Source organism: Microbulbifer litoralis (assembly GCF_023634065.1).
GTDB classification, from domain to species: Bacteria; Pseudomonadota; Gammaproteobacteria; order Pseudomonadales; family Cellvibrionaceae; genus Microbulbifer; species Microbulbifer litoralis.
The window spans coordinates 27,919-54,915 of record NZ_JALKCV010000013.1; the positions used below are offsets into that span (position 1 = coordinate 27,919).

At 59.7% G+C, this 26,997-nt stretch carries 16 protein-coding genes; 9 read left to right on the forward strand and 7 right to left on the reverse strand.

The features are described 5' to 3' along the window. Window positions 1–266: 266 nt before the first annotated feature. Both MWN76_RS16765 and MWN76_RS16770 read right to left on the reverse strand, forming a co-directional pair. A complete protein-coding gene (locus tag MWN76_RS16765; RefSeq protein ID WP_250463415.1) occupies window positions 267–3,404 on the reverse strand; it encodes a TonB-dependent receptor in 3,138 nt (1,045 codons plus the stop codon). 524 nt (window positions 3,405–3,928) lie between these two features. After that, window positions 3,929–5,458 carry an MFS transporter gene (locus MWN76_RS16770; protein WP_250463418.1) on the reverse strand — a complete coding sequence of 510 codons (1,530 nt, stop codon included), beginning with the start codon at window positions 5,456–5,458 and terminating at the stop codon, window positions 3,929–3,931. Window positions 5,459–5,950: 492 nt separating this feature from the next. Here MWN76_RS16770 and MWN76_RS16775 point away from each other — a divergent pair, with 492 nt between their 5' ends. From MWN76_RS16775 to MWN76_RS16800, 6 genes are all read left to right on the forward strand, one after another. Then, entirely contained in the window at window positions 5,951–8,917 is a 2,967-nt protein-coding gene (locus tag MWN76_RS16775) for a TonB-dependent receptor (RefSeq protein ID WP_250463422.1), read from the forward strand. A gap of 134 nt (window positions 8,918–9,051) precedes the next feature. Then, on the forward strand, window positions 9,052–9,783 hold the full coding sequence (locus MWN76_RS16780) for a SapC family protein (protein WP_250463425.1): 732 nt from the start codon (window positions 9,052–9,054) through the stop codon (window positions 9,781–9,783). An 11-nt stretch (window positions 9,784–9,794) separates the two neighbouring features. Further along, window positions 9,795–10,829 carry a cupin-like domain-containing protein gene (locus tag MWN76_RS16785; RefSeq protein WP_250463428.1) on the forward strand — a complete coding sequence of 345 codons (1,035 nt, stop codon included), beginning with the start codon at window positions 9,795–9,797 and terminating at the stop codon, window positions 10,827–10,829. Window positions 10,830–10,860: 31 nt separating this feature from the next. Continuing rightward, complete coding sequence (locus tag MWN76_RS16790) at window positions 10,861–12,354, forward strand: tryptophan halogenase family protein (RefSeq protein WP_345780080.1); 1,494 nt, start codon at window positions 10,861–10,863, stop codon at window positions 12,352–12,354. A 111-nt stretch (window positions 12,355–12,465) separates the two neighbouring features. Continuing rightward, window positions 12,466–12,723, forward strand: a complete 258-nt coding sequence (locus tag MWN76_RS21320; RefSeq protein ID WP_425606630.1) for a DUF6445 family protein — start codon at window positions 12,466–12,468, stop codon at window positions 12,721–12,723. Between the two features lie 194 nt (window positions 12,724–12,917). Continuing rightward, entirely contained in the window at window positions 12,918–15,713 is a 2,796-nt protein-coding gene (locus MWN76_RS16800; protein ID WP_250463434.1) for a di-heme oxidoredictase family protein, read from the forward strand. 128 nt (window positions 15,714–15,841) lie between these two features. Here the strand turns inward: MWN76_RS16800 and MWN76_RS16805 are convergent, their stop codons facing one another. From MWN76_RS16805 to MWN76_RS16815, 3 genes are all read right to left on the reverse strand, one after another. After that, window positions 15,842–17,296, reverse strand: a complete 1,455-nt coding sequence (locus MWN76_RS16805; protein WP_250463437.1) for a surface lipoprotein assembly modifier — start codon at window positions 17,294–17,296, stop codon at window positions 15,842–15,844. 137 nt (window positions 17,297–17,433) lie between these two features. Then, window positions 17,434–18,219, reverse strand: a complete 786-nt coding sequence (locus MWN76_RS16810) for a Slam-dependent surface lipoprotein (RefSeq protein ID WP_250463439.1) — start codon at window positions 18,217–18,219, stop codon at window positions 17,434–17,436. 328 nt (window positions 18,220–18,547) lie between these two features. Next, the gene (locus MWN76_RS16815) at window positions 18,548–21,070 is read right to left on the reverse strand and encodes a PKD domain-containing protein (protein ID WP_250463442.1); all 2,523 of its coding nucleotides are present in this window, start codon (window positions 21,068–21,070) and stop codon (window positions 18,548–18,550) included. A 214-nt stretch (window positions 21,071–21,284) separates the two neighbouring features. Here MWN76_RS16815 and exbB point away from each other — a divergent pair, with 214 nt between their 5' ends. From exbB to MWN76_RS21200, 3 genes are read left to right on the forward strand one after another with little or no spacing between them, the layout of a single operon-like run. After that, complete coding sequence (gene exbB, locus MWN76_RS16820; RefSeq protein ID WP_250463445.1) at window positions 21,285–22,112, forward strand: tonB-system energizer ExbB; 828 nt, start codon at window positions 21,285–21,287, stop codon at window positions 22,110–22,112. Window positions 22,113–22,115: 3 nt separating this feature from the next. Further along, window positions 22,116–22,544 carry a TonB system transport protein ExbD gene (exbD, locus tag MWN76_RS16825; protein WP_250463448.1) on the forward strand — a complete coding sequence of 143 codons (429 nt, stop codon included), beginning with the start codon at window positions 22,116–22,118 and terminating at the stop codon, window positions 22,542–22,544. After that, entirely contained in the window at window positions 22,537–23,463 is a 927-nt protein-coding gene (locus tag MWN76_RS21200) for an energy transducer TonB family protein (RefSeq protein WP_250463451.1), read from the forward strand. The genes exbD and MWN76_RS21200 overlap by 8 nt, the downstream gene beginning before the upstream one ends. 57 nt (window positions 23,464–23,520) lie before the next feature. Here MWN76_RS21200 and MWN76_RS16835 read toward each other — a convergent pair whose 3' ends face one another. Together MWN76_RS16835 and MWN76_RS16840 are read right to left on the reverse strand one after the other, a co-directional pair. After that, window positions 23,521–24,129, reverse strand: coding sequence for a biliverdin-producing heme oxygenase (locus tag MWN76_RS16835; RefSeq protein ID WP_250463454.1), 609 nt, complete (start codon window positions 24,127–24,129; stop codon window positions 23,521–23,523). 11 nt (window positions 24,130–24,140) lie between these two features. After that, window positions 24,141–26,909 (reverse strand): TonB-dependent receptor, encoded by a 2,769-nt coding sequence (locus MWN76_RS16840; protein ID WP_250463457.1) that lies wholly within the window; start codon window positions 26,907–26,909, stop codon window positions 24,141–24,143. Window positions 26,910–26,997: the final 88 nt, after the last annotated feature.

The following is a 26,997-nucleotide window of genomic DNA, read 5'->3' on the forward strand; positions in this document are numbered from 1 at the left end:
TAACCACTTATCCGAGCGGCGAAGCTGCACCTGTAGGCGTGCCCATCAGTCCGGGAAAGGCGGCCCGACCCTTCCGGACCGGGCCGCCGGGTTAGTCATCCCGGTGCTAGTGGACCGCTCGCAAAGTTAGGTAACAGTTCACTTCGCCAAATCGCCCAGCTCTGCGTTGAGAAAGCTTGAAATAGAACCACTATTCCAGCGCTTTCTTGCCTTGATCTGAACGATTTGGCTGTGCTCCTTTGTTACCGAACTTTACAAGCGGCCCACTAGAACTTGGCGCGTACACCCAGGGCGTAGCGGGCCTCGTTGTCGTAGATCAATGCCTCCTGTTCGACACCGTCGGCAATCCGGTAGACCTCGCGCACGTCTTCGCCGGTCAGGTTGGAACCCTGCAGGAACAGTGTGACATTGTCCAGCACGTCGTAACTGACATTGGCGTCCACATAGGTTTCTTCCGGTGCGTAGCGGGCGAAATTATAGGGGCCGTAGGACTGGATAAAACGCTCGCTGCGATGGTTCAGCGCGATCCGTGCCTGCCAGCGATCTTTCTCGTACCAGGTGACGAAGTTGTAGGTGTGCTCGGAGTTATTGGCAAACGGATATTTCATGCCGGTAACATCCGAATGATCGCCGGGAACCTCGCTGGGGGAGTAGGTGTAGTTGGCGTCCACACCGAAATTGCGCAGTATTTCCATCTCTGTCAGGTCGGAAAATGCCAGCTTCGTTCCCAGTTCGATACCCTTGACCTCGCCACCTTCACCCACTTCGGGGCCGTTGCCGGTGATGGTGTAGGTCTCGCCGTTCTGTTCGATCTCGATGGTGCTTTGCTTGGTCTCGATAAACGAATCGATTTCCACCAGGTAGACGCCAATACTGGCCATGCTGGCATCGCCGAAATAGTATTCCGCCGAGATATCGAAGTTGTTGGTGAGCCAGGGCTCCAGGTCGATATTGCCCGACGAGTTCCAGCCGCTGGGAATACGCTGGGTCGGGTCGTCCGGATCCGCCGCGGTGTAGATTTCCAGGCTGCTGCCGTAGTTGTCCAGGTCCAGGTCCTGTTTGTTCTTGGCCGCGCTGAAACGCAGGATGACCGAGTCGTTCACGTTCCAGGCCATATTCAGTGCCGGCAGCACATCCGTGCGGCGCTTGGTCTCGGTGATGCGCCCGGTATAGTAGTTGGAACCGCCGTTGGTGCGGGTAGTGGGTGTGGTTTCGTAGATCAGTGCCTTGATTTCCGACTCGATCACCTTGACCCCGAAGTTGCCGGACACCGGACCGATCTCGAAATCCGATTTGACGTAACTGGAAAGCTCCGTGAGCGTGATATCGTAACTGGAAGCCGGGTTGACGATCGGCTTGATATCGCCGAAGGCGCGCCGGTTGAAGGCCTCCGCGTCGTCGAAGGATTTCGGGTCCACGGCCCAGAAGCCGGGAATGCCTTCGACGTTGTCACCCAGGTCGGTGACGAATACCAGGTCTTCGCCATTGTGGTCCAGCGACTGCGGCGGCAGTACGAAGTAGGGCACAAAAGAGTCCGGATCGCCCTCCACCAGACGCTCACCGGCAGAACATTCCGCCCCGGTGCCGCCACCGTCGAATTTCTGGTCGATGGAGCGCCACTGGGCGTAGCAGCCCACTTCGTTTTGCGCATCGGGCAGGTTGGGTCCGGTCAGCCGGTTGTTGGAGCCGACGTAGAACTGGGCCCAGTAATCGTAGTTTTCCTTTTCCACCGTACGGCGGCTCGGGCGCAAGCCGAATTCCACGTCGGTGATAAACAGGTTTTCCGGCCGGAAATTGACCCTCAGGTTGAGCGCGCTCAGGTCGGAGTCGATATGGCTGTTCTGTTCCAGCTGCTCGCCCTCCATGATCCAGCTGTCCTTGTTGGCCATATAATCGGCCAGGGATTTTTCACCGCCGGCATCGGTCAGGCCGCCGGCGATGGGGCGATCGAAACCGCTGAGGCTCACCTTGTAGTCGTTGTAGCGCATGTTCAGGCGCGGGTCCTGTCCGTAGCCCTGTGGGTTGGGCAGGACGTAGCGGCCACCGTTGACGCCCACTTCGTCCAGGCGCTCCGGGTCCAGCGTGAGGTTGTATTCCTCGATGATATCCGCGGGATAGAAGTGGTTCTCCAGCGTCTGCACAGTGTCGCCGGTAAAGCTGTTGATGCCGCCCTGGGCCGTCGCGTAGACCTGGTCGTTGCTGGCCTCGGCGGCGATGGCGCGCAGGCTGCCGCTCCAGGGGCCGCCGTTGTCCCAGTTCAATTCGACATTGAAGTTGGTGGACTCCGTGTCGATCTTGCGATTGGAACTGAGTGAGTAGACCCACAGAGGCTCCATATCGAACTCGTCCGCCACCACCCAGTTGCGGCCGTCGGCGCCCTGGACGGAATTGTTGATGGAGGTGGGCGCAGCGATCTGCGCACCGGTCCAGACCTGGCTGTAGCGTGGGTGCCACATGTCCTGGCGCTCGGGGCTGGTGGCGCTCTGGCCCTGCCAGCGGTTGGAGAGATTCAGGCCCACGCGGCGCTGGTATTCGGTGGCATCGGTATGGAAACCCTCGACCACCAGGTCGAGCCCGTTGCCCAGGTCCGCCTGCAGGGCCAGGTTGATACCGTCGCGGTTGCGCTCGTTGCCGGCATTGAAGAACTCGTAGCCGTGGTTGGTGTTGACGGTCCAGGAACCCTCGAACTCCGAGCCGGGGCCCATTTCCAGGCCGGCCGGATCACCCACATGGCCGACGTAATCATTGGCCAGGTTTTTCTGCCCGGTGACACCGGAGATCAGCAGGCCGATATCGTCGTTGCGCCAGTTGACCAGTGCGTTGAAGGTGTTGTCCGTTTCTCCGCTGATTTCCCCCCGGGACATCTCATAGCCGCTGGCGGTGCTGAGTCCCTCTTCAAAATCCAGCGGGCGGTAGGTTTCGATATCGATGGTACCGGTAATACCGGACACCGAGTTGCTCACATCCAGGGTCTTGTAGACATTGGCGGAGCGCAACAGTTGCGCGGGTACGTCGGTAAAGTTGGGCTGGGCGCTGGCGAGGTTGCCGGCCGCCAGGAACTGCTCCCCGTTCAGCATCACCGCCACCTGCTGCATACCGCGCACGCTCAGGCTGCTGCCCTCGCCGGCGGAGCGCTGGATCTGCACACCGGTGATGCGCTGCAGCGAATCGGTAATGGTGGAGTCGGGCAGTTTGCCGATATCCTCGGCGGCGATGCCGTCGACGATCGAGTCGGCGTTGCGCTTGGTGTTGATGGCGGTCTGCTGCGACTGCTTTACGCCGTAGACGACAACTTCCTCCAGCGACGCATCGTCCTGTTCCTGCGCCACCGCCGCGCCGACAAGGGCGTAGGAGGCAATGGCACTGGCGAGCAATGTCCTGCGGAAATGGTTGCAATTCTTCATGGGTCTCCCCTGATCACCGTATTGGTTGATTGTTATTGATCCCAAAACCTCGATGATTTAGCGGATTGATTCCGTAAATCCATCGCCCTGGGCGAAGGCGAATTCTTTACTGTCGTTAATTGAAAGGAGGCAGGAAGGATCGGCAGGATTTCCCCGGGCTCTCACTCTCTCATCCGGTCCGGTATTTTCCGGAGTGAACGGGTCGTCGGTGTCGGCTGTTGCGCAGCCGTAAAAGTCCGCGACCCTTTTATTCTCGGCCCGGGTGATATGCGCAGATATTGTTCTTCTGGTCGCAACAGCGCCGGTGCCTGTTTTTATTTATCGTAATTAACTGAAATTCAAAGCGTCAATAAAACGGGTCATGAAAAACCCGTGAAAACGTTTTCCGGAGCTGAAAACGTTTTCAGTGGGAAATGGAGGTCGGAATCGGTGAGCAAACTGTCAGGCCGGTATTTTCTGTCTGTAGTGGAATGGGATTCGCGATCCCGCTCCGCAATGTCAGCGCAACGGGGATCTCCACGGAATCAGTCCCAACCTGTTGCCAGCGCGGATTTGTCCGCTGTTTCCCCGGGAATACGAACGAACTGCGTGGCTACGGCGGCCACCAGGAACAGGCCGCCGGCCAGGGCCAGTACCCGGATTGGTTCGCCGTCGAACAGGTGGTGTAACGCCAGCGCCAGCAGGCTGGAGGCCAGGATCTGCGGAATGACGATAAACAGATTGAATATGCCGGCGTAGATACCCATCTTGTGAGCGGGCAGGGCGCAGGAGAGGATCGAGTAGGGAATGGCCAGGATCGAGGCCCAGGCGAAGCCCATGGCCACCATGGGCAACAGCAGCCACTGTGGGTCGCGAATCCACAGGAACGAGAACAGGGCCACCGATCCCAGCAGCAGGTTACAGGTATGGCTCGCCCTGATACCGATGGCGCGGATCATCAGCGGAATGGCGATGGCGGCCAGCGCCGCGAAGCCGTTGTAGGTGGCAAACAGGATCCCCACCCAGTTGGCGCCCTCGTTGTACAGCGCGGAGTCGGTATCCGTGGCGCCGAAATGATAGCCGGCCACCGCCGGTGCACCGTAGATCCACAGGGTGAAGAGCGCGAACCAGGTAAAAAACTGGACGACCGCGAGTTGTCGCATGGTGGTCGGCATTTCCAGTATGTCGTGCATGATCTGGTAGAGGCCGTTCCGGTAGGCGCGCCGCCGGTGCATGGCTGCGGCAATCAGCTGGAAGCTGCCGTAGCCCGCGACCCCCAGCGTCAGGATCAGCAGCCGGTAGTCGAGTGACAGCAACGGCACGGCTGCGCTTGTGGCGATGCCGGCGAGGGTGAAAGCGGAGCCCTGGCGGATGAACTTCGGCTGGTTCTTGGCCGCGTTGTAGGTATCTTGCCATTGTTCGCCGAGGCTGTGGCGCCCCCGCTGCAACTGCTCGGGGCTGTACTCGCGGGTCGCGATACAGGTCCAGAGAATGGTGACCAGCAGGAACCCGGCCCCCAGGTAGAAGGCGAAGGTCACCGAATCGGGCACCGCCCGCGCGCCGGCCTCGTTGGCCACGCCCAGCCAGTGGTCTAGGGTCCACGGCAGCGCCGAGGCGACCACCGCGGCCACGCCGATAAAAAAGCTCTGCATGGAGAAGCCCCCGGCGCGCTGGTTCTGCGGCAGCATGTCCCCCACCAGCGCCACGGACGGGCCCAGCATGACATTGAGCGAGGCGTCCAGTACCCACAGCATGGCGGCGGCCATCCACAGCTCCGCACAGTTGGGCATCACCAGCAGCGCCGTGGCCGCGGCGACGGCGCCGGCCAGCAGATAGGGCCGGCGGCGGCCGAAGCGGTTCCAGGTGTTGTCGCTCAGGTAGCCAACGATGGGCTGCACCAGCAGGCCGGTGACCGGCGCCGCGATCCAGAGAAAGGGGATGGCCTCGACACTGGCCCCCAGCGACTGGAAGATACGGCTCACATTGGCGTTCTGCAGGGCGAAACAGAACTGGATGCCGCTGAAGCCGATACACAGGCTCCAGATTTGCCAGAAGCTCAGTTGGGGTTTGGTCATGGCGTTTCTTTTATTGTTGTGCGGATCCTGTGAGAGTGCGCCGCCGCTGGGGGGAATGCAAATCCTGTGTCGGCGTCGGTGCGCCGCTTTGGCCGGGGGCGACACCCGGTGCGAGCGTGACCAATCCGGACCAATCCGTATGTTTTTGTGAGACCCTGCGGATCGCCTGGAATGGCGGCCGCGTCCCGCAATGAACCCGCTGCCAGCCGGATCTGGCAAAGTCTTACCTGACTTTCTCCCACGCCGTCCCACTTTTTCTAAGCTATTGATTTATAATGATTTTCTTGTTCCCGCTTTGGGTGGAGCAAGGTGGGATAGTTCATCTTTAGCCCGTATTTGAAACTGGGACGACACTGCACAGTCGCGAAACGGAGTATAGGCTGGCGCCAGATAACGCTATCCTTCGCGACCCGCATCCGTCGGATAACCGGATAGCTGCCCTCTGGCACAGACGCATAAAAAATAACGACGTGACGATGGGGAGAGAACTCCATGAGCAAGCAAGCTGGATTCAGAAAGAAATCCATGGCGGCCGCTATTGCCGCCCTGACGGGCCTCAGCGGCGGGGCCCTGGCGCAGACCGGATCTGACGAAAGTTCATCCAATCTCGAAGAAGTAGTGGTTCTGGGTATCCGTGGCAGTCTGGAGAGGTCCATGGATATCAAGCGCGACGCCAATGGTGTTGTCGACGCCATCTCCGCCGAAGATATCGGCAAGTTCCCGGATACCAACCTGGCGGAGTCCATGCAGCGGATCTCCGGCGTGTCCATCGACCGTGTGAACGGTGAAGGCAGCAAGGTCACTGTGCGCGGCCTGGGGCCGGACTTCAACCTGGTGACACTGAACGGTCGCCAGATGGCCCGCACCACCGGCGGTCGCTCGTTTGACTTCCAGAATATCGCCTCCGATATGGTCACTGGTGTGGAAGTGGCCAAGACCAGCAATGCCACCCTGCCGTCCGGCGGTATGGGGGCCACCATCAACCTGTTGACTGCGCGTCCGCTGGAGACTCCGGAGCGCACTATCCGCTTTTCCGCCAAGGGTGTGATGGATGAGTCTTCCGACGATGCGGATATCACTCCGGAGTACAGTGGTTTCTATTCCGACACCTTTGCCGACGGCAAATTCGGTGTGGCCATCTCCGGTAGTGTGCAGGAGCGCGAAAGCGGCAGTTCGCAGTCGACGACACCGGGCTGGAACAGTTACGACTACCTGGATGATCTTCCGGAAGAGAACCAAGTCAACCGTCCCGAAGAAGGGGATACTTACTCTATTGCCCGGAGCTCTGTCTATAAGTTTGAGGAGCAACAGCGTAAGCGCACCAATGGCCAGTTGGTATTGCAGTGGGCGCCGAGTGAGAATTTCACCGCGACCGCCGACTACAACTACTACGAAAACAAGATTGCCAAGCAGTTTAACGATATCTCCGTTTACCACAGTTGGGCGGGGGACCAGCAGGGGGTATGGACTGACGGCCCCATTTCCTCGCCGCTGATCTATTCCGAATTCGGCACCGGCGGAGATGTGGCCATGGGCGGCGGCAGCACTGCAGAGGTGTTCGAAGGCGATATGGCCGGTATTAACCTGGACTGGCAGGTCAGCGACCGCCTGAGCCTGGAGTTTGACGGCCAGCACTCCGAGGCCGAGCGCCGCCCGGACAGCCCCTGGGGGACCAGTGGCACCATGAGTCTCGCCGCTTTGGTGCGCCAAGGTAGCAGCGTGGACTACACCCAAGATTTGCCGGCGATTCACGTCTATACCGAAGACGGCATCAAGACCTCGGATATCCTGCTTACCGGTTCTGTATTCACCAATAGCAAGGATCACTCCGAAATCGATCAGTTCCGCTTCAGCGGTAACTTCGAGCTGAACGAATCCAGCGATATTGATTTCGGTATCTCTCGCCAGGAAGTGAGCAATACCTCCCAGTCAGTAGGTGTGCAACGCAATGCCTGGGGCGGCGCGGGTAGTCCGGAAGACATACCGGATGAACTGTTTACGCCCGAGAGTATTTCCGATCAGTTTGATATGTCGTGGGGGGATTTCTCTGAGATCGGCGGTCTGGAGGCTCTGGACACTTATTATTCCTGGAATTTCGAGGATGTGCGGGCAATAATGGAGCAGCTGTACGGCACTGATCCTGCGGATATGGCCACGGCCACCCGCATGGGGGATTGCGGCACCGCATTTTGTGCCTCCACCGATTGGGGCTCCGAAACCGATCGTACCACTGAAGAGGTCTCCAACGCTGCTTACGTCCAGTACAACTTCCGGTCCGAGCTGCGTGGTATGCCCTACCAGCTGAATGCCGGCCTTCGCTATGAGGAGACCGAAGTGGAATCCACCTCGGTAGTGCCGGCTTATAACGGCGCAGAATGGCCGTCCGACAACGAAGTTGTCCTTCAGGGCAATGGTGAGCGGGAATACCTTACGGAAACCGGTGAGTATAACTACCTGTTGCCTAGCCTGGCGTTCAGCATCGATCTGAATGAGGACTTGGTAGCACGTGCGGCAGTGAGCGAAGCAATCACTCGCCCAGGATACAATGACATTAAAGGCGGCACTTCTGTGGGGATCCAGGCTACTGGTGGTCTCGGCGGCGGATCCGCAGGTAACCCAGGGTTGAAGCCTTTCGAGTCTCTCAACTACGATCTTTCACTGGAGTGGTACTACGGCGACGCCAGTTATGCCTCGGTGGGCCTGTTCCGCAAGGAAGTGTCCAACTTCATCAGCAGCGGTATAACGGAAAAAACGGTATTCAACATCCCGAATCCGGCTCAAGGTGCACTGGTAGATGAGGCTCGGGCTGCTGGCCATGATACATTCGGTGCTATTCGCCAGTATATTGCCGAGAACCATGCCGACAACCCCTATGTGGATGTGGAATATGGTAGTGGCGGAGAAATCGTAGGCGTAAATATTACCGGCAATCCGGAAACCGATCCCGACCTGGTGTTTCTCATCAGTCAGCCAGTAAATGGTGATGTGGAAAACACTATCGACGGGGTGGAGCTGGCGGTTCAGCATATGTTCGGCGAGTCCGGTTTCGGCATGCAAGCCAACTATACGGCGGTAGACTCCGATTTGGAGTATGACCCGTACCTGCTGATGGATCAGGAGTCCATGATCGGTCTCAGCGATTCGGCCAACCTGGTGGGCTTCTATGACAAGAGTGGCTTCCAGGCGCGTATCGCCTACAACTGGCGCGATGAGTTCCTGAGCTCCCGCAGTCATTCGGAAACCTGGTCTGGTGCCCATCCACAGTACACCGAGGCCTTCAGCCAGATTGATGTGAATTTCAGCTATGAGCTGCCGCAACTGGAAGGGCTGCAAGTGTTCCTGGAAGGCATCAACGTCACCGATGAGTATATCCGCGTTCACGGTCGCGATGATCGCCAACTCCTGGGGCTCTACCAGGGCGGCGAGCGCTGGCAATTGGGTGCTCGCTACGCCTTCTAAACCGTTTCACAGGATGGTTTAACCTGGCAATGGAAAGCCGCTGGTCTTCGGACCAGCGGCTTTTTTAATTCATGAATTTATGTCAACCTGACCCGGAATCGATAAAAGAATAATGTACGAGTGAGAGAAGTACGATGACCAATGCGGTACTGCTTAACAATGTGGAACATCGCGATCTGCGGGTGATGACCGAGCGTTCGGCCGACTTTGGCGACGATGCCTGGTACGCGCTGACCTTCCCTCTGGAATTTCGCGCACTCCAGGGCCACTACCCGATTTTCTTCCAGCGGGACGCCGGCAACGGCAATTTCTTCCCGCTGGTACTGCTGGGCTTCCAGCCCGGCGAAAACCTGTACCTGCGGGACGGAAAATGGAACTCCTCCTACGTGCCGCTGACAATCCGCCGCGAGCCGTTCCTGATCGGTCGCCAGAGTGTTGTTGAAGACGGGATAGAGAAAACCCGCCGTGTGATCCATATCGATCTCGACAGCCCGCGGGTCAACCGCGAGCGCGGAGAGCCCCTGTTCCTGGAGTACGGTGGCAACTCCTCTTTCCTCGATACAGTGGCGGACATGCTGGAGGCCATTCACCAGGGGATTGAGCAGAATGAAAAGTTTGTTCGCGCCCTGCAGGTCCACGGCCTGCTGGAACCCTTTACGCTGGATGTGACCCTCGATAACGGGGAGAGCAATCAGTTGAAAGGGTTCTATACCATCGATGAGGAGCGCCTGCGAGGACTGAATGCCGAGGACCTGGACGAGCTGCACCAGGCCGGTTTCCTCGAGGCCATTTATATGGCGATGGCGTCCCAGTCGCAATTACGGCGATTGATCGACGAGAAAAACCGGCTGCTTTCCAGCCAGTAAAGGACAGGGCCATGGCAAAGCCATTTATCGAAACTGCCGGCCTCTCCCCCGCGGATGAGGTGCGGGGCGTTACGCCGGAGAACGTGTTCGCTTCCATTTCCGGCGTCGTCCGCCCACTGGTCCTGCGAGGTTACTGTGACCACTTCCCGGCGGTACAGGCGGGCATGGACTCTCCCCGGGCAATGGCGGAGTATCTGCTGGAAAATTACTCCGGAAATCCGGTCATCGGCTGTTTCGGCAGTGCCGAAACCGATGGCAGGGTGTTTTACAACGGGGATATGAGCGGCTTCAATTTCGACAGCCGCCGGGTGCCGCTCGGAGAATTACTGGACGATATCCTCGGCAGTTCCGGTTCTGATAGAGCGCCCATGCGCTATATGCCTTCCAGCGAAATCCGTTACTGGTTCCCGGAGTTTGCTGCCGCCAATGATGCCGGTGTCAGCGAAGCCTGTCCGGTCGGTTCACTGTGGCTGGGGAACAGGGTGCGCGTTGCGGCCCACTACGACTTCCCGAATAACCTCGCCTGCAATATTGCCGGAAAGCGCCGCTTTACCCTGTTGCCGCCGGACCAGGTTGCAAATCTCTATCCGGGCCCTCTTGAGTTTGCGCCCGGGGGGCAGGAAATCAGCCTGGTGGATTTTCACCACCCGGATTTCGATCGGTTTCCACGGTTCCGTGAAGCGCTGGCCAACGCACAGGTGGCCGAGCTGGAGCCCGGGGATGCGCTGTTTATCCCCGGCATGTGGTGGCACCATGTGGAGAGCCTGGACACGCTGAACGTGCTCTATACCCACTGGTGGCGGGATTCGGAGGCTTATATGGGACGCCCCACCAATGCGCTGCTACACGCGGTACTCGGTCTGCGCAATCTTCCGGAACATCAACGCAAGGCCTGGAAGGCACTGTTCGACTACTACATCTTTGATGCGGGAGAAGGGGCTTCCGATCATATCGAGGCGCGCGCACAGGGCATACTGGAGCAGCCACTGAGCCTGGATGCAGCGATGCAACTGCGCGCAAAACTGCAAAATGACCTGAAGCGTTGAGCGCATATACCAGATTATTGAGAGAGTTGATGTGAACGCGGATAAAAGAATTCGTAAAGTCATCATTGCCGGCGGCGGCACCGCTGGCTGGATGGCAGCTGCGGCATTGGCCAAGCTGCTCGGTAAAAACCTGGATATCCGACTGGTTGAATCCGAAGCCATCGGTACCGTGGGTGTCGGTGAAGCCACTATCCCCACGTTGCATATCTTCCACCAGTTGCTCGGGATCGACGAGCGGGAAATGATGGCCGCAACCAATGCCACCTTCAAATTGGGTATCGCCTTCGAAAACTGGAAGGACACCGGGGAAGACTATATCCACTCCTTCGGCTACGCGGGAAAGGATTGTTGGGCGTGTAATTTCAGTCATTTCTGGGTCAAGGGATTACAGCAGGGAATCAATTACGGAATAGGTGAGTACACGAAGGAACACCTGGGCTCCAGGCTGGGGCGCTTTGCAGTTTCCCCGCGCAGTGAGCGGAATCATGCCTATCATTTCGATGCCGGCCTTTACGCAAAATACCTGCGTGGACTGGCAGAGAAACATGGGGTGTCGAGAATCGAAGGCAAGATCGAGGATGTCCAGCTGGATCCCGACACGGGATATATCAAAGCCCTCAAGCTGGATGGCGGTGAACTGCTGGAAGGGGACCTGTTCATTGACTGCACCGGATTCCGCGGTCTGTTGATCGATAGGGCCCTGCACACGGGTTATGAGGACTGGGGCCACTGGCTGCCCTGCGATCGCGCTGTCGCGGTCCAGACCGGCAAGGCCGCGAAGCCGGTGCCCCATACCCGCTCGATTGCGCGTGAGGCCGGCTGGCAATGGAGAATTCCACTGCAGTCGCGCACTGGTAACGGTCTGGTCTTCTGCAGCCACTATATGGAAGAAGAGGCTGCGAAACAGCAGTTGCTGGAGAATCTGGAGGGCGAGCCGCTCAACGATCCGCGGGTAATCCCGTTCCGCACCGGAACCCGCCGCCAGCACTGGAATAAAAACTGTATCGCGATGGGGCTCTCCAGTGGTTTTATAGAACCGCTTGAATCCACCAGTATTCACCTGATCCAGCGGAGCATCATACATCTGCTGACGCTGTTTCCATCTCAGGGAATTTCCCGGGCGGAAGTCGATGAGTTCAACCGCCTGGTTCGTGAGGAAACAGAGAATGTCCGGGACTTTGTTGTCCTTCACTATAAGCTCACCGATCGAAAGGATTCCGAGTTTTGGCGCCACTGCCGCGGAATGGAAATTCCGGATTCTCTCGCTCGTCGAATGGAAATATTTGAACAGAGTGGCCGTGTCTATCAGAATGGAGTGGAACTTTTCGGGGAGACTTCCTGGCTACAGGTAATGTTGGGTCAGGGACTGATGCCAAAGGCATACCACCCCATCGTCGATATGATGAGTGACGAAGAGCTGGCCCGTTTCCTGGCCGGTATCCGCAGTCAGGTACGGGTCACAGTGGACAGCTGGCCGGACCATATGGAGTTTATCAATCACTACTGCAAGGCCGGTATCGGATAAGTAAAGTGATAAAACTGCAGTCACTGATAGGGCGTACCTGCCTGTATACCTCACCCCGGCTTATACGTAGACGCCAGGTTTTCTCGTCACCGCTCCACCGGCTTTGAGCGTGTGGATGGCGAGCGTGCGGAGACCTATTTTTCCACCGCCGATCAATTCCTGCAGCAACAGGGTGGCCCGTCCGACGGCTATGTGACCGAAAGTCGCGATGACTTTGAACTCTTTCACAAAGTCGAGCATCGGCAGCATCGGCTGGTGATTTATCCCGGCAACATCCTGCATTCGATCCTGGTTGATGAGCAGTCTGATATCGACCCGAACCCGGAAACAGGCCGCCTGACAGCCAACCTGTTCTTTGAGTTTTCCTGAAGTCGAAGGATTGACGTCGCGACTTTCCTGACGAACCTTGCAGGTCGGCCTGTGTTTTGGCACCAGGTTGGCCATATTCGCAAAGTGGGACGACGGCAGAGCTTCCAGAAACTACTGTTACCCTCGCACAAGCAGAGATGTGAGAGCTACCACACTCGCAGACTTCAATAATCAATAAAAAGCGAGGATCGACCATGCGTCTACTCCCCCCGGAGCGGCGAGCCTTCCTGGCACCCGCGATTTCCCTGATGACCGCCTCGGTACTTTTTGTGATGAGTGTCACAACGCAGGCGCAGTCCACCAAACTGGCAACTGGTGCCCCGGTTTCCGCCAGTACCGCGGATCTGCCCGCCGGTAATGCGGTGGACGGCGACGAGGGTACCCGCTGGGCGTCTGCTGCGCAGACGGATCCCTCATGGATCAGCGTGGATCTCGGCCAGGCCTACGACCTGGACCAGGTCGAGATTTACTGGGAAGCAGCCAATGCCGAGATCTATGAGATTCAGGGCTCCAACGATGGCAGCCAGTGGAGCACCCTGGCCACGCAGACCGGAGGTGTCTTCGGTCACCGCACCGATACGGTCCCGGTCAGTGGTGTCTACCGGTATGTCCGAATCAATGGCACTACCCGCAGCGCGGGCAACCAGTGGGGGTATTCCATTTGGGAACTCGGCGTCTACGGCTCAGAGGCAGACTGTGACAACGGTTGCGTGGTAGAGCTCGATGGTTCTACCGCACAGGCGCGCATGAGTGGTGGCGATATCGTGGATGTGCACTACACCATCAACGGTGGCGGACAATTGAATGTACGCATGACCCGGGATAACGGCAACTGGTATCACAATATTCCCGGGCTCTCCAGTGGGGATGTGATCAGCGTTTATTACACGAAGATTGACAATGGTGTCGGCGAGACCACCGATCCGATCCAGTACACCTTCAGCGGGCAGGGTAGCTCTTCATCTTCATCCTCTTCATCTTCTTCGTCCTCCTCATCCTCCGGTAGTGGATCGGGCAGCTCTGGTGGTTCCTCAAGCAGTTCTTCATCATCTGGTGGCTCTTCCGGCAGTGGTTCGTCGTCCGGTGGTACTCCCGATCTCGGCGATATAGTTCCCCTCTATGACAGCGATACCGCGCTGGAACCGGCCATTACTTACGAAACCGATACGGCGCTGATCACGAGATTCTCCGATCGCGCTCGCGATCGCCATGCGAAGGAAGATCACTTTCAGGCTTACGATCACTACCTGAGCTTCTACTGGGAAGACCGCACGGCTTCCATTGAGATTATCGATAATGTAGCCAAGGGCGGGAACACCGTGCGGATGAACGTGCGCACCCAGTTCAAGCTAAGTGATACAGAAGCCGAGAACCGCTGGTTCTATCGTGGTGTCGGTACCGTCGCTGAGTATTGCGACAATGGTGTCATGCAGATTGTGGATCAATATAACTATTACAAGGAGCGCAGCTTCAACTGCCGGGAGAATCGCCCGATTCAAGTGGGGGACAAACTGGAATTCGAGATCAGCCAGTTTCTCGACGCCAGTGTACCCAACGGCCGCGCCAATTATTACGGTACCACTTTCCTTTATATTGTCGGTGAAGGCCTGGTCCCCTGGGATGTGGGCGGTACAACACCATTTGGTGGCATCAAGGATTCATTCAAGATTCCGGAGCGTGCGTGGCTGGGCGGAGACACCACCATTCACGCCCTGACCTCCGGTGAGACCGACAACCATTTCCTGCAAATGGCGACCAACGTGGGTTACGACAACGCCCAACCCTTCATGCGCGGTCGGCGTGTACTGCACAGCTCCGCTGTGGATGGAGTGCACGACGAACGCCCGATCGAGAATCCTCCGTTACAGGGGATGATCGATTTTGCGGGGCCACACTATATCAGTGACAGTTGCGGCAGCTGCCATGTGCGCAACGGGCGTGCGGCGCCAGCCCCGGTAGGTCAGCCGCTGGAGAAGTGGACCTTTAAAGTGGCCGATGCCAACGGTAACCCCGATCCCTATCTCGGTTCCGTGCTGCAGCCCAAGGCAAGAAATGCCGCTGCCAGCGAGGGCAGTGTATCGATCGCCTACTGGACTGAGCAGAATGGCCTGCGCTCTCCCAACTACGCTTTCACCGGCGTGGTGCCGGAGCGTTTTTCTGCGCGTATCGCCCCCAACCTGGTGGGTATGGGCCTCCTGGAGGCCATTGCCGAAGCCTCTATCGTCGCACAGGCGGACCCGGAAGACAGTGACGGCAACGGTATTTCCGGCCGTGTAAACCGGGTGCTGGATCCGGAAACCGGTGACACCCGCCTGGGCCGTTTCGGCTGGAAGGCGGGTATTGCCAGCATCCGCCAGCAGTTGGCTCGCGCATTCAATACCGACATGGGTGTCATGACCTCTGTGTATCCCACACCGGACTGCGGCAGCAGTCAGGGCGATTGTGGGGGCTCGGGCGCAGAACTCGCGGAACAGCACCTGGCAGACCTGACCAAGTACATTTCGCTACTGGGTGTTCGGCCACAGCGGGATTACGACAACGCGTCGGTACAGAACGGTGAGCAGCTGTTTGTCGACAGTGGATGTGCCGCTTGCCACACGCCGACGATGCAGACGGGACAGCATCATCCCCTGGCGGAGCTGCGCAACCAGACCATTCACCCCTATACCGACCTGCTGCTGCACGACATGGGTACGGGCCTGGCGGACAATCTCGGCGAGGGCGAAGCCACTGGTGCCGAGTGGCGCACGCCACCGTTGTGGGGATTGGGCCTTTCCGCCTGTGTAACCGGAGGGGTCGAGAATCCGCTTGGTGGGCAGGGCAATGAAGTCTGTACGCCGGAGCACAGCTATCTGCACGATGGCCGTGCCCGCTCCATCGAGGAAGCGATTCTCTGGCACGGCGGGGAAGGTCAGTCCTCAAATGACAGCTATCAGGGATTGTCGGCCGCCGAAAAACAGGATCTGTTGAACTTCCTTAACGCCCTTTAAAACCACCGGGTGCGCAAGGCGCGCCCGGCCAACTCCCCATCGGGAATGGTCGCCCCATCTTGCATGTTCTTCCGGGGCGACTCCCTGCCTTCGACACACTCGTTTTTCGAGTTTCTCTGAAAGCCCTATCAGAAACGCCGCTCGAACTTGAGGCTGGCGACATTTTCCCGATAGCTGTACAGCCAGTCGACATTACTGCGAATCCGGGTGTGCTCCAGGGTCAGGCTGGGTATTACTCCGAAAAACGTCATGCGCGGCGCGCGGAGGATGGCGGTGTAGCGTTGTTCCAGGTCTTCGCGGCGGGCTTCCAGCAGGGCGTTGTATTCATCGTAGCGTTTGTGTCGAAATGATGCGAACAGGGTCATATCGCCCCATCCCCACAGCGGCGCGGCCAGGCCGAGGCGCGCGCCGTACTGCTCATAACCGCTGATGGCTTCTTCGGCATTGCGGTCGACAGCGTCGAGCCCGCCGAACAATGTCCACTGCGTGCCGAGGCGGTGCCAGGCGGTGGCGCGCAGGGAGGTCATGCCGCCATCGAAGCGGGTGTGGGCCTCGCGGCGGTAGCGCATCTGTTTGTAGTCGCTGCGCAGTTTGAAGGCGGTGGCGGGTGATGAGAAATGCATCCACTCGGCAAAACCGCCCCAGGCGTGGTACAGGCTTTTGTTGCCGGCATCGGCGTATTCGTACAGGGGGCCCGCGGCGTACTGGTCGCGGGCGTCGCGATACTGGTAGCCGGTGTTGGCAATATAGGTACTCTGGTTGTACTGGCTGTGGTCGCTGTAGCGATCGCCGTAGGCCAGCGCCTTGAGCTGCAGGCTGCCGTGGCCGGGGAGGAACAGGGATTTTTCCAGCGCGACTTCAAAATCCGTACCGCCGGCTTCGATGGGGGCGGGCACGGTGCGGTTGATATAACAGTTTTCTGCGTCGAACCAGATCAGGCAGGTCTCGCTGCCGGAACTCACATTGATATTGTCGCTGTAGATGGTTCCGTAGGAGATGCGTCCCTGCCAGCTGCGGCGCTGCTCCAGCGCCTGCAAAAAGGTATTTACCGTGTGGCGCACACCCAGGGTGTGTACTTCGGAGGTGGGCAGGTCCTGCAAAATGGATGCGAAGCGCTGCAGTGCTTCGCGGTTATTGTGGTTTTCAAACAGCACCCGCGCCAGTTCCAGGCGCCCGGGTAAAAAATCCTTTTTCAGTGCCAGCAGCGCGCGGTATTCGCCCTCGGCCTGTACCAGGTTGCCACGCAGCCGCGCCAGTTTTCCCTGGGCGTAGTGCAGCAGCATCGGGTCCGGTTTTTTCAGTGTGCGGTAGGCGGCGAGAAAGCGCGCGGCCACCGGCCAGTTTCGATTGTTCAGCGCGACGTAGAGTGCGCGGCCGAGATCGTTGCGGTTGTGGCGGACTTCATATTCCTGACCATCCACAATCAGGTTGGGTAGCGGCTGGTCTTTCGCGCGCTCGTCTTCGAGCAGTTGTTGCTCGCGCTGCTCCGAGGTGAGATCCAGGTCCTGGTTCAGGCGCAGCTCGGTGTCCTGGTCTGCCTGTGTGGGTGCGGATAACAGGAATGCGGTGAGGCAGATAGACACCAGTGATGTGCGTGGGCTGCGGTGAAAAAAATTCCTGGTATTTTTGGAGAGCGGCAGCATAAAAAGTTGATTGCTTGGAAAGGGTAGAAAAATGGGCCGGAGCATTGGTTCCGGCCCTGAGTCAGGCTACTTCGGTATCAGTTGGTTGTTTTGCCGGTGCTGCCGAATGAGGTGTCGTACTGGCTGTTATTGGCAAAGGTGGCCATGCCGGCCAGTGCCGCAGCATTACTGCCGTAGAATTCACCTTCGCTTACACCGTTGGAGTCCAGCAGGGCGTAACCATTCGCTGCATCACGAGCTGTGGCGCTACCGGCAAAGCTTGACCCCGAGACGGAACCATCAATTTCGATTTGAAGGTCTGAGTTTTCCAGATCACCGTCGACGACGCCGGTGCCGAAGTTCACATTGATATTTCCACTGAGCTGGTTGGATCCGGAAAAGTGATTGAAGCCTTTGACGCTATAGTCAGCATCTCCGGAGGTCGGCATGGTGGTGTTGGCCTTGTCACCGATATAGAACACAGAGCGCGCGGTAAAGTTGGTGTCGCCATTTTCCGACCACTCACCGTACCAGACATCTCCGGAGCTTGTCTGAGCGAAGCTGAATACGCCGAGGCCGTCGTGATCATCCTCTGTGATGGGCTCATCGAATGTATAGACGGTTGACGGGTTACCCGTATGGCCGGTGGGCGTGGTAGAGGCAAGCCCTTCGAAGTCCACTTTCATGGCTTTGGAGAAAACATCACCACCAATGCCAATTCCGGCTTTTCCCGCGGTGTGTGGTCCGAACGGAATTACTGAAGCACCTACCTCAAGGTTGGTGTCGTCACTCTGGCCGCCGGCAAAAGGTGAGGCGTTGGCCTGGCTGACTGGCAGTGCGATGGCCGCGGACAGCAGCAGGGTTTTAACAGCAAACGGTTTCATTTGTTCAACTCCTTGTTTGGTTGAGGCCGACAGGTTGTTCCTGTCATCGAATGCAATTGATTCGCATTCTCTATAGAAACGAGTCAGGTCGATACTTTTTTCACGATTTGGTGGTTTTTTGGAAAAAAATTTTTAGTTCAATAAGCAGCATGGTGCTTAAACAGATACTGAAGCGATGAGCAGACCTTTCTATGTCATTTCATGAATGATGACGGGGAAACGGAGGAGGAGAGTGGGCAGATATATGGAAGGCGCTATTCCGAAATCGCTGAGACCCAGGCATTGCACCTGAGTCTCGGCGGTATCAGTGAGTGATTACCTATGCTGTTTAACTATTGCAGCCGGAAACGGAAGCATAGTTGGATTTCAGTAGCTCAATTTTCCAATCATGTTTTCCCGCTATGGATACGGTGTTGTGGATATCAACGCTGTTCAGCTGTGTTGCGAACTGATTTGCTTCTTCACAGGTAGCAGGTATTGCCGGCATCGGGAACTGCACGCCGATACGAATTGTCTCTCCCTGCTTCAGAACAAATCCATCACGAATGGCTTCGCCAGTGTCAAGATTTACCAGAGTCGAAGTGTATTGAGGGTCACTGGAATAGTTTTCGACGTTGAGCGTGTAATCTCCACCTGCAGCGGTGAGTCTATAATCGAATAGCGTCAAGGTTTCGGCCGCGTCACCGAGGGAGAGATTTACTCCCCAAGTTCGTTGTTCAGGGAAGACCGTTTGCGTGTAGTCAGGGCCTCCACTTCTGTTTCCGGGCATTTCAAGCAGTAGCGTGGGATAGTTTTCCCGGTGGACTGTGTGCGCTGTTACGGTATAAGGCCCGGCGAAGTCCATACCATCGAAGACCTGATAATTGAATACGTAAATCCCCGGCTCGGTTGGCGAAACGTAAAAGTGACTACAAGTTAATTCGTTATTGGTCTCGGAGAAATCACAAGGTGGCCTTGGCGGGTAGTAAACAGGGCCTACTCCATTCTTCTCCATGATGTTGCCGGCAGGTTGTTCGACAATTGTCCAAAGGTGAGTGAGTTCATCGCCATCCGGGTCGTAGCTATCGGCGGTTGCCGTGAAGTAATCAGCGCGCCATTCAGAACCAGATTCACCGCCGAATTTTTCTCCCGTGATCGCGAACGGCTGCTCGATATCCCACTTGGGTTCGGGCAGCGAATGGTGCCGACCTGCAGCGGTACCCTTTAAAATACGGGTAACCGGCGCATGGTTAGTCGCCTTCGCAATAACCACGACATCGCTGATATTCGATTTCGCGCCGTGTTCATCCGTTACCTGTAGCTCTAACAAGTAGGGCCCGGGGGCATCGGCGGTGAACGATGGAGTGGCGGTACTGGCACCCTGAAGCTCGGCACTGCTGTTGTCCGGCCGTTGGATAATGGCCCATTGATAAGTGAGCCGATTGTCGTCCGGGTCAGAGCTCTCCTCCCCATCGAGAGTGACTACCAATCCCGCCATGGTAGTCGGGTTGCGGGTGCTGGTTTCCGCTTCGGCATCCGGAGGCCGGTTGGCGCCGAGCATGGCGGTGAAGGTCATGCTGGTGGTGGAGGTACTGGTGCCGTCGGAGACGGTCAGTTGCCAGGTGTATTCGCCATCCACCGATGGCACGAACTCCATCGACGTGCAGGGGTAGAGGCCGAGGCTGCAAAAGGAGACGATGCCCTGATAGGTATCATCGGCAGCCGCGTCATAGCCTTCGGGATGGGCGGAAAGGGACCAGTCGTAGCTCAGCGCATCGCCTTCGAGGTCGTAGGAGTCACCGCCGCGAATGGTGATGACGGCTCCGCGTTCGATCTCCTGGGTAAAACTGCTGCCGGGTGTCAGTATCGCCACCGGGGGCGTATCGCCCGCATTTTCGGGTAGCCCGACCTCAATGCGTTCGCTGGTGCAGTTGCGCGCGATGCCGTCAAACACACACAGCTCCACGGTGTAGCGACCAAGGCCATCGCGGGAATCCGCCACAAAGCTGGTCCGGGCGGTGGTGGTGGCGCTGAGCCGGGCCATAGAACCGTTCGGTTTGCCCAGCAGGCGCCAACGGTATTGCAGGGGGTCGCCATTGGCGTCCTCACTCATGGAGCCATCCAGGGTGACGGTGTCCCCGAGCATCACTTCCTCTTCCAGGGGCGCGACTTTGGCCACCGGGATGGCATTGGCATCGACGACCCTGATGGTGGTGGTGGCGGGTTCGCTCATGCGGCCGTTGTATTCCACCACCAACCGGGCTTTGTATTCGCCTACCAGGTCGGCGTCAAAGCGCGGGTAAATCAGGTTGCCCTGGTCCAGTTCCGCGGTGCTGTCCCGGGGTTTTTGTGTCAGTTCCCAGTGGTAGATCAGGGCGAGTGCCTCGCCGCCATCCGGTGGGGTACTGCGGGAGCCGTCCAGCTGTACCGTGCCGACAGTCCAGTTGATTTCCGGCTCCAGTACCGCCTGCGGATTCGGGTCCAGGGCAGTGATGGTCACGCGGCTGGACCCGGTGTCCTCACTCGCCGCGGTGCCGTCGTTGATCTCCAGCCGGATCACATAGGTACCGGGGAGGTCCGGGGAGAAGCTCGCCTGGCTGGCGTCGGCGTTCTCGATTATCGCCTCGCTGCCTTCCGGCTGGCTGAGGATGCTCCACTGCCAGGATGTGATGCTGCCGTTTTCGGAGCTGCTGGCGCTGCCATCCAGGGTGATGGTGTCTTCGCCCGCATGCACCTCGGTCATGTCGGCACTTGCACTGGCTGTGGGCCGGGGCGGGCCGGGATCCGTATCGTTCCCGCCACCGCCGCCACTGCAGGCAGCGAGCGTCAGTATCAGCGAGAACAGAAGTAAGGGTCTTAGCAGCACAGCCATTGAAGCGGTCTCCATTTGAGCGTCGGTTGTCCGTCAGGGCACCGGTGTTTGCTGGTGTTATCCAAACAGGGATGATTATCATTAACACTCCTGACAACGAACCGGTCGCCGTTTTTTTTCACGGCATTCCCAGAAAACTGAAAAAAATTGCCCGGGTCTTCGTTATTGGGGAATCAACCCGACCCTCTGGCTCGACGACCCCGGAAACCGACGTATGCTCCGATCTTCCCGTACCTGCCCCCGGCTGCTGTTGCTGGCGGCCCTGCTGTTATCCGCTTCCGGCGTACAGGCCAATGACCCGCCGCCGGCTCCAGGGAAGACCGCCACTGCAACCGCGGCGGCCGGCGCGCCCGCCGCGCTGCCCCACAACCTGACACCCATGGGAATGTTCCGGCAGGCGGACTGGGTGGTAAAGGCGGTGATGCTGACCCTGCTGGCGGCCTCGCTGGTCACCTGGATCGCACTGCTGGCCAAGGGCAGTGAGTTGCGTGCGCTGTCCCGCCGCCAGCGGCAGACGCTGTTGAGGCTTTCCCGGGCCCGCAGCCTGGATGCGGTGGATCACGATGACGCTTTCCTGGCCGCCGCCCGGGCGGAGTGGCGGCTGTCTGCCGCTGTCCTGTCGGATGGAGGCGGGCTCAAGGAGCGGGTTGCCACCAGCCTGCAGCGGCTGGAAGCCGCCAGTGGCCGCCGCGCTTCACGGGGTACCGGCGTACTGGCGACGATCGGTGCGACAGCACCGTTTGTCGGCCTGTTCGGCACCGTGTGGGGCATCATGAACAGCTTTATCGGTATCTCCAAGGCGCAAACCACCAGCCTGGCGGTGGTGGCGCCGGGGATCGCCGAGGCGTTACTGGCAACGGCGCTGGGGCTGGTGGCGGCCATTCCGGCAGTGGTCATCTACAACCACTTTGCCCGCCGCATCCAGGCCTATCGCGCGCAGGTTGCAGACACCACCGCGGCGGTGCTGCAACTGGTTTCGCGGGACCTGAGCCACTGCGCCCTGAAGCCGGCGACCCGCCCCACCATCGAAACCGGGGCCTGAACCATGGGCCTGCGTATCGAGCACGACGACGAAATGGTGGAGAACCACGAGATCAACGTGACGCCGTTTATCGATGTGATGCTGGTGCTGCTGATCATTTTCATGGTGGCGGCACCGCTGGCAACGGTGGATATCAAGGTCGATCTGCCGACGGCCGGCGCGCAGCCGGAGGAAACACCGGACGAGCCGCTGTACCTGACCCTGGGCGCAGACCATTCGCTGACCCTGGGCGATACACCGGTGGCGGAAGACAGCCTGGCTGCAGCGCTGGAGCGGGCCGCGGACGGCCAGAAGGATCCCAGGATCTTCCTGCGCGCCGACAGGACCGTGAACTACCAGAACCTGATGGCCACACTGGACCAACTGCGCGCAGCCGGTTATCTCAAGGTCGCGCTGGTGGCCCGGGAGGGCGGGAGCGGCGGGCGTGAATGACCTTTCCCGGGGCCGGCTGGTGAGTGCGGCGTTAGCGGACCTGCGGCCGGATACGGTTTGCGGCGGCGACGGCAACCGGCGCCGCTGGATCGCTTCCACGGCGGTGGTGGTGTGCGCTTATGCGATTCCGCTCGGATGGTGGTTGTGGCATGTGCCGCCCCCCTCCCGCGAGGCGCCCCCGCCGGCCGCCATGGTGGTGACGCTGTCATCCGTGGCCATGTCGCCATCCGAGTCCAGCGAGCTGCCGCCCGGGCCGCAGCAGGAGAACCGGCAGGCCTCCCGGCCTGCACCGGATCAGCCGGTACCGGTGAAAAAAGCCCAAACAGCGCCTGAACCGGCACCGACGGTGCCGGAAGTTCCAGAGCAGCCGGACCCTCCCGTAGAGCTGGCCAGGCAACCCCCTGAAAAACCGGCCCCCCGGGAAATCGAGCCGGAATCCAGGCCGGAATCGAAGTCGGAACCCAGGCCGGAGTCCGAGCCGGTGCAGGACCCGGAGCGGGATATGTCGGAAACTGCCGCTCCCGCGGCAGCGGCCTCCGTCGCCAGCGCGCCGCCACAGGCCGCGCGCCGGGCCGAGCAGGCGGCGGCACCGAACCGGGGTATGAGCCGGCCGGTTGCCGATCTGAACAGGGTGCCGGGCTGGCGCGACCGGCTGCTGCAACAGCTCAATGCAGCCAAGCGCTACCCGCGCCGGGCCCGCCGTTTGCGCCAGCAAGGTGTCAGTTATTTACATTTCCGGATGGATGAACAGGGGCGGGTTCTCGCCAGTCGCATTGCGCGCAGCTCGGGTTTTGAACTGCTGGACCGGGAGACCCTGGCGCTGATCCGGCGCGCCGAACCGCTGCCCCTTCCTCCGGCGGAGCTGGCGGGAAAGCGGCTGGAGTTTGTAGTGCCGGTGGATTTTTTCCTGAACCGATAACCGGGGCCGGCGGCGGGAAAGCGTGCGCAAGAGGCGAAAGGGAAACGGGGATGCCCGTCAGAGCGCCAGTTCCGGTTCCGGTTGTACTTGTTGCGCACAGGCGTCTTGCAACAGCACTTCGAAGTAAGCAAACGCCGCCTTTGCCGCCGCTTGCAGGCGCGCCTCCTGCGCGGCGTCCAGTGACAGGGCATCGAATACCGCGGTGAAGGCGCGCCAGTGCCGCGCCCGTCCCTCCGGTGCTCCGGCCAGGTGTCGGGCGCCGTGCTGCTCCGACAACCCCAGTGCCCGGGCGCGCTTGAGCAGGATGGCCGCGCCCAGGTTGGAACCCTCGGACACAAACAGCCAGCCCCAGGCTTCCGGGTCCTGTCGGGGTTGCTCCGCCAGTGTGCCGCTCGCCGGGACTGTGCGCCCGAGATCGCGCAGGTCTGCCTCCACGGCGGCGAGTCGGCCGCGCTCCGGCAGTTCCGGCAGTAGATCGCCCAGGGCGGGCCAATGATAGAGGGACGCGATCCGGTACTGGAAACGGAACTGCACATCCAGCCAGTGGCCGTAGGCCGCCAGGCTGGAGAATGGGGCCTGTTGTGCCACCAGTACATGCAGGCGTTCGTGCTGCTCGTCGGTGACGGACATCAGCCGCTTGCTGCGGCTTTCATGGGGTATGTTCATGGAAACTCCGATCAGAAATGCAGATTGGCGCTGAGCCGTGTGGTGCGCCCGGGAGCCGGGACCAGCCCCAGGCTCAGCGCGTCGATGTAGTATTCGTCGGTAATGTTGTCGATGTTGAAATCGACGGTGACTGTGTCGTTGGGCTGCCATGTCACGAAAGCATCGATAACGCTGTAGCGGTGCCATGGGATCGGGTCGGAGTAGCTGCGGCTGGTTTCGGTCTGGTCGTTGAACTCGGGCACCCGGTTGCGCTCGCCCACCCAGTTCGCGTGGGCGCCGAATTCCAGTGTTTCGGAAAACGGGCGGAAGCCCAGGGTGGCGTTGGCTTCCCACTTGGGGGGAATCATGTTGTTGACGAAGCTCGAGGCGATACCGTAGTCCGTGCATCGCTGCCGGCGATAGCTGCCGGTGTGGCAGGTTTCGATACCGGCGTAGCTGGTGCCGGCGGCCTTGACGAAAATCCAGCCGGCATCGTAATCCAGTGTCAGTTCGACCCCATCGAAAGCGACGCTGTCGATATTGCGGGTGCGGAACAGGTAGGAACTCAGGCCGACGCTGGTGTCTTCCCAGGCGTTGGGAATGGTGCGGGTGATGTAGTCTTCCGTGCGGTTGTTGAAGTAGGCCAGTTTGGCCCGCGCCACGTCCCCGCCGCCGACCAGGCCGCGCCGCAGCAGGTTGACCCCCACCTCCCTGTTGCGGGTGTGTTCCGGCTGCAGGACGATGCCCGGCGCTGGCGCCACGGAAAAACCGGAGGTGCTCTCGAAAAGGCTGGGCATTCGCAGAGCCTCGGCGTAGCGCAGATACAGTTGCAGGCCGCCGAGCGGCTCCCAGGTCAGGCTGGCAACCGGGGCCGAACCGGACTGGGTGTTGCGGGAAAATTCCGGCCGGGAATCACACACCATGTCGCCGTCCTGATCCGCACAGGGGCTGTCTTCGGGATCCATGATGACGACCGGCTTGTTGTCCTCGACATCGAAACGTGTGTAGCGGACGCCGGCGTCCAGCGTCAGCGCTGGCAGCAACGTCCATTTCATGGCGGCAAATGCGCTGCTTTCACTGCGCTCGCCGTCGCGCATCAGCGAGAGGGCATCCACTTCCGCGTACTTGGGTTGGACCCTTTCGTTCTGCCAGGCCAGTCCGTAGCGGAGCTGGAAATCGCCGAGTGCGGAAACCTGTGTGGTGTTGGTGATGTCCGCGCCCCAGCGCCGGTAGTTTTCGGTACTGGTGGTCTGGGAGAGCAGTTCCAGCATCTCTTCGGTGTAGGCGTTGTTGAGGCTGTCGGTGTCGGTGTGCCAGAGGTGTACGTCCAGGTCGAACCACTCACTGTCCGCGGGTTGCCACTGGTAACGGGTGGTGTAGGTGTTGGCGGTGACCCGGGACAGTTCGGTCTGTGCGGTTTTGCCGAACCAGATCAACTGCGACGGCATCAGCTCGCCGTATTCGCTGTCGTAGCGCAGGTAGCTGAACGCCAGGGTGTGCGCATTGCCGGGATAGAGTGTGCTCTTCAGCAGCAGGGACTCGCTGTCGAAACTGGTGTTCACGACCTGTTCGCCACCGCGTATGCGGGAGGCGCCCACGACCTCCGGTCGCACTTCGGTGTAAAAGCCGCGGTTGTACCGTTCGGACAGGTCGAGAACCGGCGTGGGGCCGTGTTCGCCGGCGTAGTAGTTGCCCTGGCTGCGCCGCGCATAGGCCGCTACCAGGTCGACTCCGGGCAGGCGCGCGGTAGTCGCCAGGCTGCCGGCGTACCCCTTGAAGTCGAGGGAATCGGGCCGGTCCATGGAGCCTTCCGGCGGATAGGCGTTGTCGATACTGTATTCGCCGTCGCACAGGGTGAGCCCGGGCAGGCAGTCGATACGATAAAAGGGGGACGAGCCCAGGCTGCCCCCCGTTGCGTAGCCGGACTGGGTGCCGGACGCGGGTGGTGATCCGCTGTTGTTGCCCACCGGGCTACCGCGCAGCCGCAGGCCCCAGGTGTTGCCGGGCTTGGCGATGTCATCGGCTTTCAGCGTGACCATGCTGACCAGCCCGCCGGTAGCGCCGGTGCCGCTGGCGCCCATGGTGGGGCCCTTGTCGATCTCGACACTGCCGATCAGGTCCGGGTCCACGTAGCTGCGGCTGGTGGCGCCGGCATAGCCCCGGTAGACCGTGGTTTCCTGGCGGGCGCCGTCCACCAGCACCGGTACCCGTCCCTGTCCCTGCATGCCGCGGATGTTGATATTGAGGCCGCCGCTATTGCGGTTCTCGGCCACCATCACACCGGTGCTGCCCTTGAACATGTCACCCACCGACATACCCCGGAAGCGCTCGATCTCTTTCTGGCTGATACGGGCGGAGGAACCGGGCTCGCGATAGGGTTGGTCCGTTGCCTCCACCGAGTCTTCGCCTTCGGCCTGTACCCGAACCGCCGGTAACATCCGGGCGCTCTCCAGTGGCGGCAGGGCGCTGACCACCACCGTATTGCTGCTGCCGAAGTGCCAGTGCAGGCCGGTGCCGGACAGCATGCGGTCCAGGGCTTCGTTCACTTCCAGGCGACCGCTGACCGGCCGGGAGTTCAGGTCCGCCAGGTCGGCGGCGCTGGCGGATACCTGGTAGCCGGACTGCAGGGAGAAAGTGTCCAGGGCGACGGGCAGGGGTTGGGCGGGAATGTCGAATTCAGGTTTTTCAGGGGCCGCAAACTCTTCCGCCACTGCGGCCAACGGCAAAACCAGCAGGATGGCCAGAAACCAGGCGGGTGCGGGATGCAGCCCCGGCCCGGGTTGTCGGAAAATCAAGGTCATGCTCCCGTGTCTCCGGATTGCGCATCGCAAATGCGAAACTTTTGGATAGAAGATATCGGGAGAGACAACGAACGAGGCGGTGTTTTTT

Bases quoted from the DNA above. Each gene is read 5' to 3' on its own strand.
- MWN76_RS16765 (WP_250463415.1), bottom strand. From the start codon at position 3,404: ATGAAGAATTGCAACCATTTCCGCAGGACATTGCTCGCCAGTGCCATT.
- MWN76_RS16770 (WP_250463418.1), bottom strand. From the start codon at position 5,458: ATGACCAAACCCCAACTGAGCTTCTGGCAAATCTGGAGCCTGTGTATC.
- MWN76_RS16775 (WP_250463422.1), top strand. From the start codon at position 5,951: ATGAGCAAGCAAGCTGGATTCAGAAAGAAATCCATGGCGGCCGCTATT.
- MWN76_RS16780 (WP_250463425.1), top strand. From the start codon at position 9,052: ATGACCAATGCGGTACTGCTTAACAATGTGGAACATCGCGATCTGCGG.
- MWN76_RS16785 (WP_250463428.1), top strand. From the start codon at position 9,795: ATGGCAAAGCCATTTATCGAAACTGCCGGCCTCTCCCCCGCGGATGAG.
- MWN76_RS16800 (WP_250463434.1), top strand. From the start codon at position 12,918: ATGCGTCTACTCCCCCCGGAGCGGCGAGCCTTCCTGGCACCCGCGATT.
- MWN76_RS16810 (WP_250463439.1), bottom strand. From the start codon at position 18,219: ATGAAACCGTTTGCTGTTAAAACCCTGCTGCTGTCCGCGGCCATCGCA.
- MWN76_RS16815 (WP_250463442.1), bottom strand. From the start codon at position 21,070: ATGGCTGTGCTGCTAAGACCCTTACTTCTGTTCTCGCTGATACTGACG.
- exbB (WP_250463445.1), top strand. From the start codon at position 21,285: ATGCTCCGATCTTCCCGTACCTGCCCCCGGCTGCTGTTGCTGGCGGCC.
- exbD (WP_250463448.1), top strand. From the start codon at position 22,116: ATGGGCCTGCGTATCGAGCACGACGACGAAATGGTGGAGAACCACGAG.
- MWN76_RS16835 (WP_250463454.1), bottom strand. From the start codon at position 24,129: ATGAACATACCCCATGAAAGCCGCAGCAAGCGGCTGATGTCCGTCACC.
- MWN76_RS16840 (WP_250463457.1), bottom strand. From the start codon at position 26,909: ATGACCTTGATTTTCCGACAACCCGGGCCGGGGCTGCATCCCGCACCC.